This is a genomic window from Streptomyces sp. NRRL S-378, from assembly GCF_000720645.1.
GTDB lineage: Bacteria > Actinomycetota > Actinomycetes > Streptomycetales > Streptomycetaceae > Streptomyces.
In genome coordinates, this window is sequence record NZ_JOBX01000007.1 from 169,220 (window position 1) to 184,309 (window position 15,090).

Consider the following 15,090-nt stretch of genomic DNA (forward strand, 5'->3'; position numbering starts at 1 on the left):
CCGCACGGACGGCCTCGGGATCCGGCCGGTGCCCGTGGCACAGCGCGAGTCGATCGAACCGGGGACCTACGTACGGCTCCCGGCACGGGGCCGGCGACAGGCACGGGTACTGGGGGCGTGCAGGCCGCGTACGGGCCGGCCGGCCCGCTGCCCGCCGTGGAGCCGGCGATCGGCACCGACGGCCGCGACGCCCTCTCCGAGGGTGGGGAGGCCTGCGGAGGACCGGTCCTCGACGCCGCCACCGGGGCGGTGCTCGCGGTACTGGGCACCGCTCTGCGCGCGGAGCACCGCTCCGGCGGCTTCGCGGTGGCCCTGCGGGCTGCGGCGGGCTCCGACCCGGGCGAGGAGGAACCCTCCGTCCTGTGCCGGGCCGTCGACCGCTGGGCCCACGACGAACGGCCCGGGCGCAGGGTCGCGGCCGCCGCCTACGGCCTCGCCACCGCCCCCCACGTGCGCACCCCGGCCGACCGTGAGCTGCTGCGCCGTGCCGCCCGGGCACTCCTCGCCCGCCCCGCCGACACCACCCTGCACGACAGCGCCCTGGCCGTGCTGCTGCGCGACCCCCAGGTGCGCGCCCGCTACCTGCCCGACGCGCTCGCCTCCTTCGCGGAACCGGAGCCAGGCTCCCGGCTGCCCGCGGCCGCGCTGGTCGCGACCCTGCCCGTACTGCCGGACCAGGACGCGGTGTTCGCCGCCCTGCGGGCCCGGGCCGACGGGGAGAGGCTGTGCGCCCTCGCCCCCCTGACCACACCGACGCTGGCCCGGCGTGCGGCCGCGCTCGTACGGGAGCACCTGGCCCGCAGTCCCGGGGACGCGCGGCACGCCGCAGCCTTCGTCGACCGGCGGCTGGAGCAGGGGCCGGCCGCCGCTCCCGTGCTGCGCCCGCTGGTCCTGGACCGGCTGCGGACCGCGCCGGCCGGCGTACGGGCCGAGCTCGCGGCCGTACTGACGCCGATGCGTGGCACCGGCCCCCGGCATGGCAGTCTTAGACCTGCAATCGGCAATCAGTTCAAGGACCAACCGGGTTCGGGCGAGGAGCGGTCACAGTGCAGCGGTGGCGTGGCTTGGAGGACATCCCCCAGGACTGGGGACGCAGCGTCGTCACCATCGGCTCCTACGACGGCGTGCACCGGGGGCACCAGCTGATCATCGGACGGGCCGTGGCCACCGCGCGCGAGCTCGGCGTGCCGTCCGTCGTCGTCACCTTCGACCCGCACCCGAGCGAGGTCGTCCGCCCCGGCAGCCACCCGCCGATCCTGGCCCCGTACGACCGGCGCGCCGAACTGATGGCCGGGCTGGGCGTGGACGCGCTGCTGATCCTCCCCTTCACCGCGGAGTTCTCGCAGCTGTCCCCGGCCGACTTCATCGTGAAGGTGCTCGTCGACAAGCTGCACGCCCTGGCCGTCATCGAAGGTCCGAACTTCCGCTTCGGCCACCGTGCCGCCGGGGACGTCGACTTCCTGCGCGACCTGGGTTCCACCTACGACTACCGGGTCGAGGTCGTGGACCTGGTGGAGCGCGGTGAGGCGGGCGGCGGCATGCCGTTCTCCTCGACGCTGGCGCGCAGGCTGGTCGCCGAGGGCGACATGGACGGCGCGGCCGAGGTCCTGGGGCGCCCCCACCGGGTCGAGGGCGTGGTGGTGCGCGGAGCGCAGCGCGGGCGTGAGCTCGGCTATCCGACGGCCAACGTGGAGACGCGGCCGCACACCGCGATCCCGGCGGACGGGGTCTACGCGGGCTGGCTGACGGCGGACGGCGAGCGGATGCCCGCGGCGATCTCGGTGGGGACGAACGTGCAGTTCGACGCGACCGAGCGGACGGTGGAGGCGTACGCGATCGACCGGGTCGGGCTGGACCTGTACGGGAAGCACGTGGCGGTCGACTTCCTCGCGTACGTGCGGGGAATGGCGAAGTTCGAGTCGCTGGACGGGCTGCTGGAGGCGATCGCCGACGACGTGAAGCGGGCGCGGGTGCTGACCGACGCGTACGACCTGAAGCGCTGACGCTCAACGGGCGAGGGCCCGTACCGCCCCGGGATCCGATCGGATCCCGGGGTGGTACGGGCCCTTCCTGCAGTGCGGGGTGCGGCGCGGTCGGTCAGCCGAGGCGCGGATCGCGCGGCGGCTGCTGGGGCTGCTGGGGCGGGGCGGCCGGAGGCTGCTGCCAGGGCTGGCCGGGCTGCGGCTGCTGCGGGTAGGGCTGGCCGTAGGGCCCCGGCTGCTGCGGCGGCTGCTGGTACGGGGGCTGACCGTACGGCTGCGGCTGCGTCTGGTGGTGCTGCGGCTGCGGCTGCGGCTGCGCCTGCTGCGGCTGCGTCTGGTGGTGCTGCGGCTGCGGCTGCGGCTGCGCCTGCTGGGGGTGGGGCTGGTGGTGCTGCGGCGCTCCCCAGTGGTTCTGCGGGGCCTGCTGCTGGGCCCGGAGGAAGTCCTCGGCCACCAGGGCGGAGAGGTTGAAGTAGGCCTCACGGGTCTTGGGCCGCATCATGTCGAGGTCGACCTCGGCACCGGCCGCGAGGTGCTCGTCGAAGGGCACCACGACGACACCGCGGCAGCGGGTCTCGAAGTGCTGCACGATGTCCTCGGTCTTGATCATCTTGGCCGTCTCGCGGACCCCCGAGATGACGGTGATCGAGCGGGAGACGAGGTCCGCGTACCCGTGGGCGGAGAGCCAGTCGAGGGTGGTGCTGGCGCTGCTGGCGCCGTCCACGGACGGGGTCGAGATGATGATCAGCTGATCGGCCAGGTCCAGGACGCCGCGCATGGCGGAGTAGAGCAGGCCGGTGCCCGAGTCGGTGAGGATGATCGGGTACTGGCGGCCCAGCGTCTCGATGACGCGGCGGTAGTCCTCGTCGTTGAAGGTCGTGGAGACCGCCGGGTCCACGTCGTTGGCGATGATCTCCAGACCGGAGGGCGCCTGCGAGGTGAAGCGGCGGATGTCCATGTACGAGTTCAGGTACGGGATTGCCTGGACCAGGTCCCGGATCGTCGCGCCCGTCTCACGGCGGACACGGCGGCCGAGCGTGCCGGCGTCGGGGTTCGCGTCGATGGCCAGGATCTTGTCCTGCCGCTCGGTGGCGAGGGTGGCGCCGAGCGCGGTGGTGGTCGTGGTCTTGCCGACGCCGCCCTTGAGGCTGATGACGGCGATGCGGTAGCAGGACATGACCGGGGTGCGGATCAGCTCCAGCTTGCGGCGGCGCTCCGCCTCGGCCGCCTTGCCGCCGAAGCGGAAGAGGCCGCCGCCCCCGCCGTTGTTGTTGCTCTTGGGCTTCTGCTTGTTGCGCAGCAGCCGGTCCGAGGACAGCTCGACGGCGGCGGTGTAACCGAGCGGCGCGCCGCCGCCGGTGGGGCCGGCCGCGTACCGGGGGTCGTGCGGTTGCGGCTGCGGCTGCGGCTGCGGTGGCTGCTGGCCGGGGCCGACGTGCCACTGTCCGGCGGCGCGGGGGTCGTACGGGGGCTGCGGCTGCGGCTGCTGGGGCTGCTGCGGGGCGGGCGCGGGCGCCGGCTGCGGGAAGCCGTAGGAGCCCTGGGTCGCGAACGAGGGCGGCAGCGGCGGCAGTTCACCCGGAGGCACCCCGTACGGGCTGTCCCCGGCAGCCGGGGGCGCCGCCTGCTCGGCCGGGGGTACCACGGGCACCCCCTCGACGGGAGTGGCCCGAGGGCCGGGCCATCCTCCGGAGGTGGCCCCGTCCTCGGCCGGGGCGGCGGCGACGGCCGGCTGCTCGACCACGGGCGACGGTGCCGGCGTGGGCGCCGGCAGGTCCGCGGACGGCGCGGGCGCGGCGTCGGCCGGCTCCGGTGCGGCCTCCTCCGCCGGGGCCGGGAACGCCGGCTCGACCGGGGCGGGAGCCGCGTGGGGCGGCTCGGGTGCCGGAGCCGGGGGTGCCGGAGGCGTGGCCTCGGCCGTGGCCGGGGCCGAGAACGGCAGGTCGGGAGCGACGATCACCTCGGGAGCCGCGTGCGGCGGCAGCCCGTCCGCCGGGGCCGCAGCGGGAGCCGCAGCGGGAGCCGAATGCGGCAGCTCGGGAGCCGGAGCCTGGGGCGCCGGAGGGGTGGCCTCGGCCGTGGCCGGGGCCGAGAACGGCAGGTCGGGTGCCACGATCGGTTCGGGAGCCGACTGCAGGGGTGCGTCAGCCGGGGCCGGGGCCGCGTACGGCAGCTCGGGGGCCGAGATCGGCTCGGGGGCCGGGTACGGCGGCGGCGCGTCGGCCGGGCCGGCGAGCGGGAACGGCTGGGCCGTCCCCTCGCCGTCGGACGGGGGCCGCGGCGCCGGGGGAGCGATCCGCATCGTGGAGGGCGACTCCACGTCCGACGGACGGTGCGGCTCGAAGCCGCTCCCCTCGGGGAGCCCGGGCACCTGCGCGGCCGCGGCCGGCGGCGCACTCTGCGTGTACCAGGCCGGTGGTGTGTAGTCGATGGTGAACTCGCCCGTCATCTCGGGCTCCGCGTCGGACTGATCGTCCGTCGGGACGTCCCACGTCCCGCCGCGCCTCTCGTTCCGATCGCCGCTCACTGGTCCTCCTGGTCTGTCGAACACTGCTCCGGCGCCCACCCACGCCGCGCCGGCGTCCAGCCTAATCGGGGCACGTCGCCCCTGTCCGCCGCGTCCCGCTCCACGGGGAGGGCGGGCGGCCCGCCCGGGGTGCGCGCCCCGTCAGTCGATGCGGCGTGCCGGGCCCAGCAGGCCGGTCTCCGCCTCGGTCCCTTGTGTCATCACGAACTGCCGGTCCCGCGGGGTGCACCACAGGGTCACCCCGTCGCCCAGTGTCGGCAGGGAGGCCACGGCCTGACGGGGCAGCCGCATCAGGCGGCCGATCTGCTCCGCCTCGTCCGGGGACACCCGCTGCACGCCCACCAGCGACGCCTGCCGCAGCAACCGCGGCGCCGTCGGGCTCAGATACGGCAGCAGGGTCAGCACCGACTGCCACGGCCCGGCCACCACGCGACCGCGCGGCGGCCGCATCCCGCAGTCGCGGATCACCAGCACCGGACTGCCCGCGGACGCGCCCTGCGGCGGGACCCGGCCCACCTCGTGCAGGGTCACGCACTGCTGCCCGCCACCGGCGGCCTGGGCCAGCCCGGACCACACCTGCCCGCGCCCGGTCTCCACCGCGACGCGCGCACCCGTGGCCGCCGCGCGCAGCGCCAGCACCTGCGCCGTCCACAGCCCGCCGATCAGCGTCACCTCGTACGGCGTCGGCCGGTTGATGCCGAGCACCGCCGACCGCCCCTCGGCGTCCACACCGATGACGACCCCGTCGTCCCCGACGGGCACCGCCAGCGCGTCCAGGTCTGCCGCGGGCACCACGTGCCGCTCCCGCCGCGGGCCGACCAGTCCGAAACCGCCCCTCATCGCGCGCCTCCCAGTGGCAGCGAAGCCAGCAGCCCCGGTACCTGTTCGCGGTCGAGCCGGACCAGCCCGGTCTTCACACCCCGCGCCGTCCTCTCCAACTCCCGCCGTGCCGCGACCAGTTCCTCGTCGCTGCGTCCTGTCACCCGTACGTGCCCGGTGAGGGTCACGCCCTGCCGCTCCGACGGGGCCATCGTCAGGCTGAAGTTCGTGGCGAGCGCGGGCAGGGAGGTCAGCAGTGCCACGAACTGCGGCAGCGCCGCCGCCCCGGAGCCGCCCAGCTGAGGCCAGCGGCCTATCCAGTACGTCGTGTGCCGGCGGTCGTCGCAGCGCCAGGTCCGCGAGGTCTCCTCGGTGCGCCGCCCGGTGCCGGCCGACCGGCCGGCCTGGGTGATCGCCATCGGGTTCGCGCACGAGGACGTGGCCAGGGCCGCCGTGAGTTCCTGCTCGGTCAGCACGGTGGCCCTGAACCCGGCCCCGGTCAGCCGGCTCGCCAGCTGGTCCGCCGCTCGCACCACGCACCGCTGCGCGCCGGCCAGTCCACCGCCGCGGGCGGTGACCGCCTCGGGGCACAGCTCCGGGTCGAGCTTGAGTGCGATCCAGGTCAGCCGTACCGCGGGGGTGCCCGTCCGGGCCTGCAGCGGTGCGTAGTTGAGCGTGGCCATCGACCGGGCCGGCAGGTGCGGGGCCGGCGCCGGCTGGGTGTGCTGCACCAACTGCGCGGACTCCAGCCGGATGCCGTCCACTTCGAGGACGTCCCGCACGAGGGCGAGCGGCAGCGGCCGCGCCGCCCGGTCCGGCCGCAGCGCGGTGGCGTCCGTGTCCACCTGGACGACCGCGGTCAGGAAGGTCCCGTCGCCGACCATCCCCACCGGGCGCCGGTCGCGGTCGCTGAACGTCAGGGTGCGCAGGGCCGGATCGGCCTCGACCAGCGGTGCGAGCCCCGGCTCGGTGCCCGCCGGTACGACGGAGGACGCGGCGCGGCGGCGTCGTGCGCGCAGCGCCAGCACGCTGCCGATCCACTCGGGCAGGGAGCGCTGGTGGCGGCGTACGACCGCGAGCACCACCAGCACGAGCGCGAGCACGCCGACGGGGGCCAGGAGCAGCGGCTCGACCACCCAGGCCACGAGCAGCCCCGCCGCCGCGACCTGGAGCAGTACGAGTTGTTGCAGTCGAAACGGACCGAAGCGGCCGGGGCTCGACTTCGGGTGCGGCGTCACTCCGCCGCGTGCGGGTGCGGGCGCGCCGGTCTGCGGCTCCGTCGCCGTGGCCATCACTCGCGCACTTCCCCTCTCACGGGCAGGACCTCACGAGTTCCGGCGCTGCGCGACACCCGTCGCGGGGCCCCGGAATCTCCCCAATCCACCCCAACAAGCCCTGATTACCCCGGTGTGGAAGGCCCTGTGGGGCCGCCTCACCCTACCCGGCCCCTGCATACCGTCCGTCAAGAGGCATAGTAGGTGCCCGGTCCGACTATCGAGGCCCGGGGACCGTACTCACCGGCCGGGCCGTGCGGGGAGAAGCAGACGGTCATGGCATCACGACGTGATGAGCTCAACGCGTACACCTTTGCGAAGCGGCGGACGGTGGCTGCGTTCCTCCAGCCCTCCGCCACGGGTACCGAGGAGGGGGCCCCCCGCCCCCTGCGTGCCGTCCTGCCCGGGGTGATCGTCGGAGCCCTCGTGCTCGCCGGGTTCGGTGCCTGGGGCATGTTCAAGCCGACCGCCCCCAAGGGCTGGGACGAGCCCGGTACGAGGGTCATCGTCGGCAAGGACTCGACGACCCGGTACGTGGTCCTGACGACGAAGGTGGGCGGCAAGGACCAGACGCGTCTGCACCCGGTGCTGAACCTCGCCTCCGCCCGACTCCTGCTGGATCCGCAGAAGTTCAAGGTGGTCCAGGTCGAGGACAAGGTCCTCGACGCGGGCAAGCCGCCCCGCGGCCCCATCATCGGCATCCCGTACGCCCCCGACCGGCTCCCCTCCAAGGCCGAGGCCGGGAAGGCCAAGCGGTGGGCCGTCTGCCAGCAGCCCGGCGGCAACGGCCGCGGCGTGCAGACCGCCACCTTCGTCCTCGCGGACCGCGAGGCGTCCGTGACGGACGACGCCCGTCGGCTCACCGACGCCCAGTCGCTGTACGTGGAGAGCACCGGCCCGGGCAAGGAGCGCTACCTCGTCGACGCCACCGGCGCCAAGTACAGGTTCCCCGAGGGCACCCCGGCCGCCGGAACGATGACCAACGCCCTGGTCGGCACCGGAGCCACCCCGCAGCAGGTCAGCCCGGAATGGCTCGGCACCCTCAACTCCGGGGACGACCTGGCTTTCCCGGAGATCCCCGGCAAGGCCGGGGCGGGCGCCGACGTCAAGGGCCTGAGCACCGCCGACAACAAGGTCGGCATGGTGCTCAAGGCCCAGACCGGCTCGGGGACCCAGCACTACGTGGTCCTCCCCGGCAAGGTCGCCCCGGTCTCCGACTTCGTCGCCTGGCTGCTGATCTCGGCTCCGGCCACCGACGGCCTCAACATGCACGGCAAGGCCCGCGAGGTCGACCTCCAGTCGCTCGACCCGGACACCACGCCCTTCGCCGGCGACGTCAGGTGGCCGCAGAAGAAGACCGAGCGGATCAACCAGACCACGCCGCCCGCCGGTGCGCGGGCGAGCAGCCCCCACCACCGCGACACCGTCTGCAACGTCCTGCGCTCGGTCGACGGCCAGGGCAACCAGACCCTGAGCACCTGGGCCGGCACCGGTTACCCCGTCGACATCACCGCCAGCGGCACGAGCGCGTACGTCACCCCGGGCTCCGGCCTGCTCTACACCCAGGTCCAGGGCAAGCAGACCACGGCCGGCGGCTCCCTCTTCCTGGTCACCGACACCGGCCTGCGGTACGCCGTCCAGGCCAACGGCGACAGCGACTCCGAGCAGTCCAAGATCGGCGCCCCCGACCAGTCCAAGGCGGGCGGGGACGGGCGCCCGGAGGCCAGCCAGGCACAGGTCAGGCTCGGCTACGGCGGCGTCACCCCAGCCATGGTGCCCATCGCGTGGTCGGAGTTCCTCTCCAAGGGTCCCCGCCTGGACACCAACTCCGCTCGCCAGCCCCAGGGTTCGTGAGGATGCCGCCGATGCCCCAGAACCGCATGCCCCGGCGCGCCGTCCTCGCCGGCGCCTTCGTCCTCGCCCTGACCGCCGGCGGTGCGGCGGGGACGGCGGGGGCGGCCACCGGGGCCGCCCCGGCGGCAGCCACCGCGCCGCACCCCCCGTACGCCCTGCGCCTCGACGGCGCGGGGGAGTGCACCTTCCCCATGAAGAAGCAGATCGAGGACCGCCCCTGGGCCCTCCAACGGCTGCTCCTCGACGAGCTCTGGGCGCAGACCAAGGGCAAGGACAAGAGCGGCGCGAGCGTCCGCGTCGCCGTCATCGACACCGGTGTCGACCGAGCGAACCCGCAGCTCAGCGGCGCCCTCGACGTCGGGGCGGGCAAGGATTTCGTCGACCCCAAGGGCGGTGACGGCACGACCGACACCGTCGGTCACGGCACCAAGGTCGCCGGGCTGATCGCGGCGCGCCCCCAGCAGGGCACCGGCTTCGTGGGCCTCGCCCCGGACGCCACGATCATCCCCATCCGGCAGAACGACGGCCAGGGCAAGGGCAACGCCCTCTCCCTGAGCCAGGCGATCGACCACGCGGTGTCCAAGGGCGCCCAGGTCATCAACATCTCGCAGGACACCGACGCCCAGCTGTCCGCGGACTCGGAGCTCGGCAAGTCCGTCCAGAAGGCCGTCGCCGCCAACGTCGTCGTCGTGGCCTCGGCGGGCAACGACGGCCTGAGCGGCCAGAAGCGCAAGACCTATCCGGCGGCCTTCCCCGGGGTCCTCGCCGTGGGCGCCTCGGACCGCAACAACGAGCGCGCCGTCTTCTCCCAGCCCGGCGACTTCATCGGGGTCGCCGCGCCTGGCGTCGACATGGTCTCCACCGTCCCGGGCTTCGGCCAGTGCATCGACAACGGCACCAGCTTCTCCGCGCCCTACGTCGCCGGGGTCGCCGCCCTGCTGCGTGCCGAGCACCGCGACTGGTCCGCGCAGCAGATCGTGTGGCAGATCCAGAACACCGCCGAACGCGCCGTCAACGGCCGCGACGACTACGTGGGTTGGGGCGTGGTCGACCCGGTGCGCGCCCTCAGCCAGGACCAGGAGGCCCCGAAGCCGCCTGTACCGGACCCGGGTCCGCCCCCGGCGGCGGCGCCGCAGGCGGCGGCCCTCCAGCTCACCGAGACGGCCCAGGAACGTCAGGAGCGCTACGGCACGTACGCTCTCGGTATCGGCGCCGTAATGATCGCCGTCATCGCGGGCACGGCGACGGTCGTCCGGGATGCCCGGAGCCGCCGACGTCGTTTGCAGTGAACAGTCACAGTTCGTCTACGGAAGCAGCCCACCGGTGTTGGGACTGATCCACGAACTGACTAGAGTGACACCAGGCTTCACGAGTGTGATCGGGGGATCGCGTGAAGCGGAGGGGGACGGTCCGGAGCGCGTGACACACATCCGCGCCGGGCACGCCCGCCCCGCTGCGCAATCCGCCGGTTCTGCCGGCGAATTGAGAAGTGAGGAGCTTCGATGAGCACGAACACCTTCGGACTTGCGGACGATCCGGTCGTCCAGGCGAAGAACAAGATCCAGGAGACGGGCACCGCCGTCTCCAAGCAGGCCCGTGAGCTGGCCGACATCATCGCCACCGTGAGCGCGGGCTGGACCGGTGTGGGCGCCTCCGGCTTCATCACGGCCCAGACGACGCTCAACGACAGCCACGACGAGATCCGCCGGCTGCTCGGCGTCCTGCACAACGCCGTGGCGCAGACCAAGAACCTCAGCAACGCGCAGGACGACGAGGTGCGGGCCGCGTTCAAGAACGCCGTCCAGCCGACGTCCGGCACCGGCCCCCGCTCGGGCCTCGACGGCATCTGAGCAACGCCCCCCTTTCCATTCGTCCGCAGCGACAAGGAGAAGAACATGACGGCGAACGACGGGACCCGGGTCCGGTACGAGACCGTTCAGCAGATGGCCGACCGCATCCGGATCGTCTCCGGGAACATCCTCAAGGACCTGGACCAGATGGAGCAGGCCGTGAAGGTGGTCACGGACACCTGGGACGGTGAGGCGCACCAGGAGTACCTGAACCTCCAGAAGAAGTACAAGGCCAAGGCCGACGTCATGCACGCCGAGCTCGAGAAGGTCGCCAAGCTCATCGAGCGCGGCAAGGACGACTACCGCGCCACCGACAAGCGGGCCTCGACCCTCTTCACCGAGGCCTACTGAGCCCGCCCGGGCCCCGGGTCACCGGGTACCGGCACGCCGAAGGGGCGCGCCCGCCACGGGCGCGCCCCTTCGGCATGTCCTGCCGCCCCTCAGGGCTCCTGGCGGTCCAGGTCGAACTCGCCGTCCCTGGCACCGAGTACGAAGGCCTCCCACTCGGCGGCCGTGTAGCGCAGCACCGTCTCCCGGTCCAGCGAGGACCGCATCGCCACCGCCCCCTCGGGCAGCCGCGCGATCTCCACCCGCTCCTCCTCCGGACTGGTCCCCGGCGGTCCTTCCCACTCCACACCGCTGATGTCGAGCGCGTACAGCTCGTCCTTCTCCTGCTGGGTGCCCATGAGCGGCCTCTCCCTCGGTGGTGCGGTCTTCCCCGCCGATTATCGGGCCCGGGCCGCCGGCCGCGACCGGTTTCCCGCCGATCCGCCCGGCGACCGGCCGGCAAGCCGCGGCCGGCCACCGGCGCGGCTCACACGCCGCCCGGCATCCTGCCGAGCTGGACCAGCGACGTGCCCCGCCGGCGCGAGGCGAAGTAGCCCCGGCCCGGCGGCATCGGACGCGGCCGGACCGTGCCGACCAGATCACCTTCGGCCGGATCACCGGACAGGACGACGCCCTGCGCGCCCAGCTCCTTGATCCGCTGCATGAACGACTCGTACATCGAGCGGGAGGCACCCGCCGAGCTCCGCGCGATGATGAAGCGCACACCCGTGTCGCGGGCGAAGGGCAGGTACTCCACCAGCGGCGCCAGCGGATTGCCCTGGCTCGTGGCCACCAGGTCGAAGTCGTCGATGATGATGAACACGTCCGGGCCCGTCCACCAGCTGCGGTCGCGCAACTGCTGCGGCGTGACGTCCGCCGGGGGCTGCCGGCGCGAGAACACCCCGCCCAGCGCCTCCATGTGCATCTGCAGGGAGCTCGCCATCGGCGCGTACTCCAGCAGGTGCTCCTCCGGCAGCGACCCGAGCAGGGTCCGCCGGTAGTCGCCCACGACCAGGCGCGCCTGGTCCGGTGTGTACCGCTCCGCGATCTGCTTGGCGATGAGCCGCAGCAGGTTCGTCTTGCCCGACTCGCTCTCACCGAAGACCAGCAGGAAGGGGTCGGTCTCGAAGTCGACGAACACCGGCTCCAGATCGGTCTCGTCGATGCCGATCGCGATCCCGCGCTCGGGGAACTCCCCGCCCTTGGGCAACTGGTCGGAGTGGAGCAGCCGCGGCAGCAGCCGTACGCCCGGAGCCGCCGGCCCCGTCCAGTTCTGCCGGACCGCCTCCACGAAGGCCGCCGTGGCCTCCGACAGGTCGGCGGCCTCGTGCGAGCCGTCGATCCGCGGCAGCGCGCCCAGGAAGTGCAGCTTCTCCGGCACCTGACCGCGCCCCGGCATCCCCTGCGGGACGTTCGCCGCGACCTTGCGGTCGAACTCGGAGTCCATGGTGTCGCCGAGCCGCAGCTCCAGCCGGCCCAGCATCTGGTCCTTGAGTGCGGCCCGCACCTCCATGTACCGCGCCGCGGTGATCACCACGTGGATGCCGTAGCCCAGACCGCGGGCGGCGATGTCCGTGACGACCTGCTCCAGGCCCTCGTACTCGCCGCGGAAGTTGCCCCAGCCGTCGACGATCAGGAACACGTCGCCCCACGGCTCGTGCGGCAGGTCACCCGCCGCCCGCCGACGCCGGTACGTGCCGATCGAGTCGATGTTGTTCGCGCGGAAGAACTCCTCGCGGCGGTTGAGGATGCCCCCGACCTCCGCGACCGTGCGCCGCACCCGCTCCGGGTCCAGGCGCGAGGCGACACCGCCCACGTGCGGCAGGTCGGCGATCGCCGACAGGCTGCCGCCACCGAAGTCCAGCCCGTAGAACTGCACCTCGCGCGGGGTGTGCGTCAGCGCGAAGGACGACACCAGCGTCCGCATCAGCGTCGACTTGCCCGACTGCGGACCGCCCACCACCATCAGGTGGCCCGCCGCACCCGAGAAGTCGCGGTACAGCACCTCGCGCCGCTGCTCGAACGGCTTGTCGATGAGGCCGAGCGGCACGATCAGCCCGCCGGGCCGCGTGTAGCCGTCCGCGTGCAGCCCGCGCTCCGCACTCGGCGCCAGCGCCGGGAGCAGCTGGTCCAGCGGCGGGGCCTGGTCGAGCGGCGGCAGCCACACCTGGTGCGCCGGTACGCCCTGGCCCTCCAGCCGGCTCACGATCACGTCGAGCACGGTGTCCGCGAGGGCGTCGTCCTCCCGCCCCGACTGCGCCGCCAGGTACGCCGGGTCCGGGGCCGCGTACACCACCGGCACCGGCGCCGCCGTGAACAGCGCGGGGCGCCGCTCCACCGGGAACTGCCCCACCGACAGGTCCGCCCCGCCCGAGCGGTAGGTGCCCGAGACGTACGCCGCCTTGAAGCGCACCATCTCGTCCGTACCGAACTTCAGGTAGCCCGAACCGGGCACCGACGGCAGGTGGTAGGCGTCAGGCACACCGATCGCGGTGCGCGACTCCGCCGCCGAGAAGGTCCGCAGACCGATCCGGTACGACAGGTACGTGTCCAGGCCGCGCAGCTTCCCCTCCTCCAGCCGCTGCGAGGCCAGCAGCAGGTGCACACCCAGCGAACGGCCGATGCGGCCGATCTGGATGAACATGTCGATGAAGTCGGGCTTCGCCGTCAGCAGCTCGCTGAACTCGTCGATGACCAGCACCAGCGACGCCAGCGGTTCCAGCGGCGCACCGGCCGCCCGGGCCTTCTCGTAGTCGTGGATGTTCGCGTAGTTGCCCGCCGACCGCAGCAGCTCCTGACGGCGCTGCAGCTCACCGCGGATCGAGTCGCCCATGCGGTCCACGAGCGTCAGGTCGTCCGCCAGGTTGGTGATGACCGCCGCGACGTGCGGCATCTGGCCCATGCCCGTGAAGGTCGCACCGCCCTTGAAGTCGGCGAGCACGAAGTTCAGCGTCTCCGAGGTGTGCGTGACCGCCAGACCCAGCACCAGCGTGCGCAGCAGCTCCGACTTGCCGGAACCGGTCGCACCCACGCACAGACCGTGCGGGCCCATGCCCTCCTGCGCGGCCTCCTTCAGGTCCAGCATCACCGGGGCGCCGTCCTCGCCGACACCGATCGGCACGCGCAGGCGCTCACCGGCGGACCGCGGCCGCCAGGTACGGGCCACGTCGACCGCGGCCGCGTCGCCCAGGTTCAGCAGGTCCGTGAAGTCCAGGTTCGCCAGCAGCGGCTCGTCGTCGTCCCCGCCACCCGTGCGCAGCGGCGCCAGCTGCCGCGCCAGCGCCTCCGCCGCGGGCAGCGACAGGGTGTCCGGGACGCCCTCGTACGCGACCCCGCCGCCCGATTCCAGGCGCAGCCGGCCCGGCCGCACCACGACCGACAGACCACCGCGCGGCTCGTCCAGCTCGCCCGCGACCACCTCGATGATGGTGACGCCCTGCAGCCCCTCGGCCGCCGCGAACACCGAGTCCGGGGGCACCATGCCGCCGTCCAGCACGACCACCAGATGCGGCTGGTCCAGGACCGGCGACACGTCACGGCTGAACCGGGGCCGCCCCTCCAGCCGGGACGCCAGCATCCCCTCCAGCTCGGCGAGGTCGTCGCCGAACAGCCGCTTCGTACCGGCCCCGTCGACCTGCCCCGGCAGCTGCGTGTGCGGCAGCCACTTCGTCCAGTCCCACGAGGGCACCGCACCCGGCGCGGCCACCACGGCCACCATCAGGTCCTCGGGGGAGTGCAGCGTCGCCAGCTGCGCGACCATCGCCCGCGCCGCACCGCGCGCCGACTCCGGCTCCCCGGACACCGCCACGTGGTAGAAGGCGCGCATCGACACCGCCATCGGCAGCCCGTCCAGGGACGAGTGCACCTTCAGGAAGCGCTGCATCGCACCCGCCGTCAGCGGCTCCAGCTCGTCCACCGGCGCCGTCTCCGGCGCCACCAGCGGCGTCGACAGGCGCTGCGCGCCCAGCCCAAGCCTGGCCTGGCCGAAGTCAGGATCGCCCACCCGGCGCTCCCACAAACGTGAACCGTCCGCCACCACCGACCACAACTGCTCGGGGGCCGGGTGCAGGTACAGCTGCGCGTCGCGCTGCGCCCGCGCCGTCCGCCGCACCTGACGGCGCGTCTGGGCGAGGTACTTGAGGTAGTCCCGGCGCACGTCCGCCATTTGCCCCTGCGTACCCCGCCGGAAGCGCACCAGCTGCGCCACGACCATGCCCAGCGTCGACGCCAGCATCAGTACGCCCATGATGCGCATGAAGGGCGCCGCGCCCGGCATGAAGAAGAAGACGACGGAAGAGCCCATGCCGAGCATCGGCAGGAGCTGCATCAGCATGCCCTCCTGCTGCCCGCGCGGAAGTTCGGGAGGAGCCTCCAGCCTCAGCTCCTCCGAAGGAACCTCGGGCGGCAGGGACCGCGGCGGGCGTTTGACGACGATCTGGCTCACCGGAGCATCAATC

The 15,090-nt window shown here is 73.4% G+C and carries 11 protein-coding genes; 6 read left to right on the forward strand and 5 right to left on the reverse strand.

Annotated features, from left to right (window positions below; genetic code table 11):
• Positions 1–117: 117 nt before the first annotated feature.
• Positions 118–1,146 (forward strand): hypothetical protein, encoded by a 1,029-nt coding sequence (locus tag IH80_RS47110; RefSeq protein ID WP_030958651.1) that lies wholly within the window; start codon positions 118–120, stop codon positions 1,144–1,146.
• Positions 1,047–2,003 (forward strand): bifunctional riboflavin kinase/FAD synthetase, encoded by a 957-nt coding sequence (locus IH80_RS0107325; protein WP_030958652.1) that lies wholly within the window; start codon positions 1,047–1,049, stop codon positions 2,001–2,003. Before IH80_RS47110 ends, IH80_RS0107325 begins: the two co-directional genes overlap by 100 nt.
• A gap of 94 nt (positions 2,004–2,097) precedes the next feature.
• On the opposite strand, the gene IH80_RS0107330 is transcribed toward IH80_RS0107325, so the two are convergent.
• The 3 genes from IH80_RS0107330 to eccE form a co-directional block, all read right to left on the reverse strand.
• Positions 2,098–4,509: an SCO5717 family growth-regulating ATPase gene (locus IH80_RS0107330; protein WP_063757254.1), complete on the reverse strand. Its 2,412-nt coding sequence runs from the start codon at positions 4,507–4,509 to the stop codon at positions 2,098–2,100.
• A 141-nt stretch (positions 4,510–4,650) separates the two neighbouring features.
• Positions 4,651–5,349, reverse strand: a complete 699-nt coding sequence (locus tag IH80_RS0107335) for a hypothetical protein (protein WP_030958655.1) — start codon at positions 5,347–5,349, stop codon at positions 4,651–4,653.
• Positions 5,346–6,620 carry a type VII secretion protein EccE gene (gene eccE / locus IH80_RS0107340; RefSeq protein WP_030958658.1) on the reverse strand — a complete coding sequence of 425 codons (1,275 nt, stop codon included), beginning with the start codon at positions 6,618–6,620 and terminating at the stop codon, positions 5,346–5,348. Before eccE ends, IH80_RS0107335 begins: the two co-directional genes overlap by 4 nt.
• A gap of 258 nt (positions 6,621–6,878) precedes the next feature.
• On the opposite strand from eccE, the gene eccB reads away from it, so the two are divergent.
• The 4 genes from eccB (at position 6,879) to IH80_RS0107360 (ending at position 10,657) form a co-directional block, all read left to right on the forward strand.
• Positions 6,879–8,456 (forward strand): type VII secretion protein EccB, encoded by a 1,578-nt coding sequence (gene eccB / locus IH80_RS0107345; RefSeq protein WP_030958659.1) that lies wholly within the window; start codon positions 6,879–6,881, stop codon positions 8,454–8,456.
• Between the two features lie 11 nt (positions 8,457–8,467).
• A complete protein-coding gene (mycP, locus tag IH80_RS0107350; RefSeq protein ID WP_234432147.1) occupies positions 8,468–9,745 on the forward strand; it encodes a type VII secretion-associated serine protease mycosin in 1,278 nt (425 codons plus the stop codon).
• A gap of 213 nt (positions 9,746–9,958) precedes the next feature.
• Positions 9,959–10,306, forward strand: a complete 348-nt coding sequence (locus IH80_RS0107355; RefSeq protein ID WP_030958664.1) for a WXG100 family type VII secretion target — start codon at positions 9,959–9,961, stop codon at positions 10,304–10,306.
• A 45-nt stretch (positions 10,307–10,351) separates the two neighbouring features.
• Positions 10,352–10,657, forward strand: a complete 306-nt coding sequence (locus tag IH80_RS0107360; RefSeq protein WP_030844360.1) for a WXG100 family type VII secretion target — start codon at positions 10,352–10,354, stop codon at positions 10,655–10,657.
• 89 nt (positions 10,658–10,746) lie between these two features.
• On the opposite strand, the gene IH80_RS0107365 is transcribed toward IH80_RS0107360, so the two are convergent.
• Positions 10,747–10,992 (reverse strand): DUF397 domain-containing protein, encoded by a 246-nt coding sequence (locus IH80_RS0107365; RefSeq protein ID WP_030844357.1) that lies wholly within the window; start codon positions 10,990–10,992, stop codon positions 10,747–10,749.
• 128 nt (positions 10,993–11,120) lie between these two features.
• Complete coding sequence (locus tag IH80_RS0107370) at positions 11,121–15,077, reverse strand: type VII secretion protein EccC (protein WP_030958666.1); 3,957 nt, start codon at positions 15,075–15,077, stop codon at positions 11,121–11,123.
• Positions 15,078–15,090: the final 13 nt, after the last annotated feature.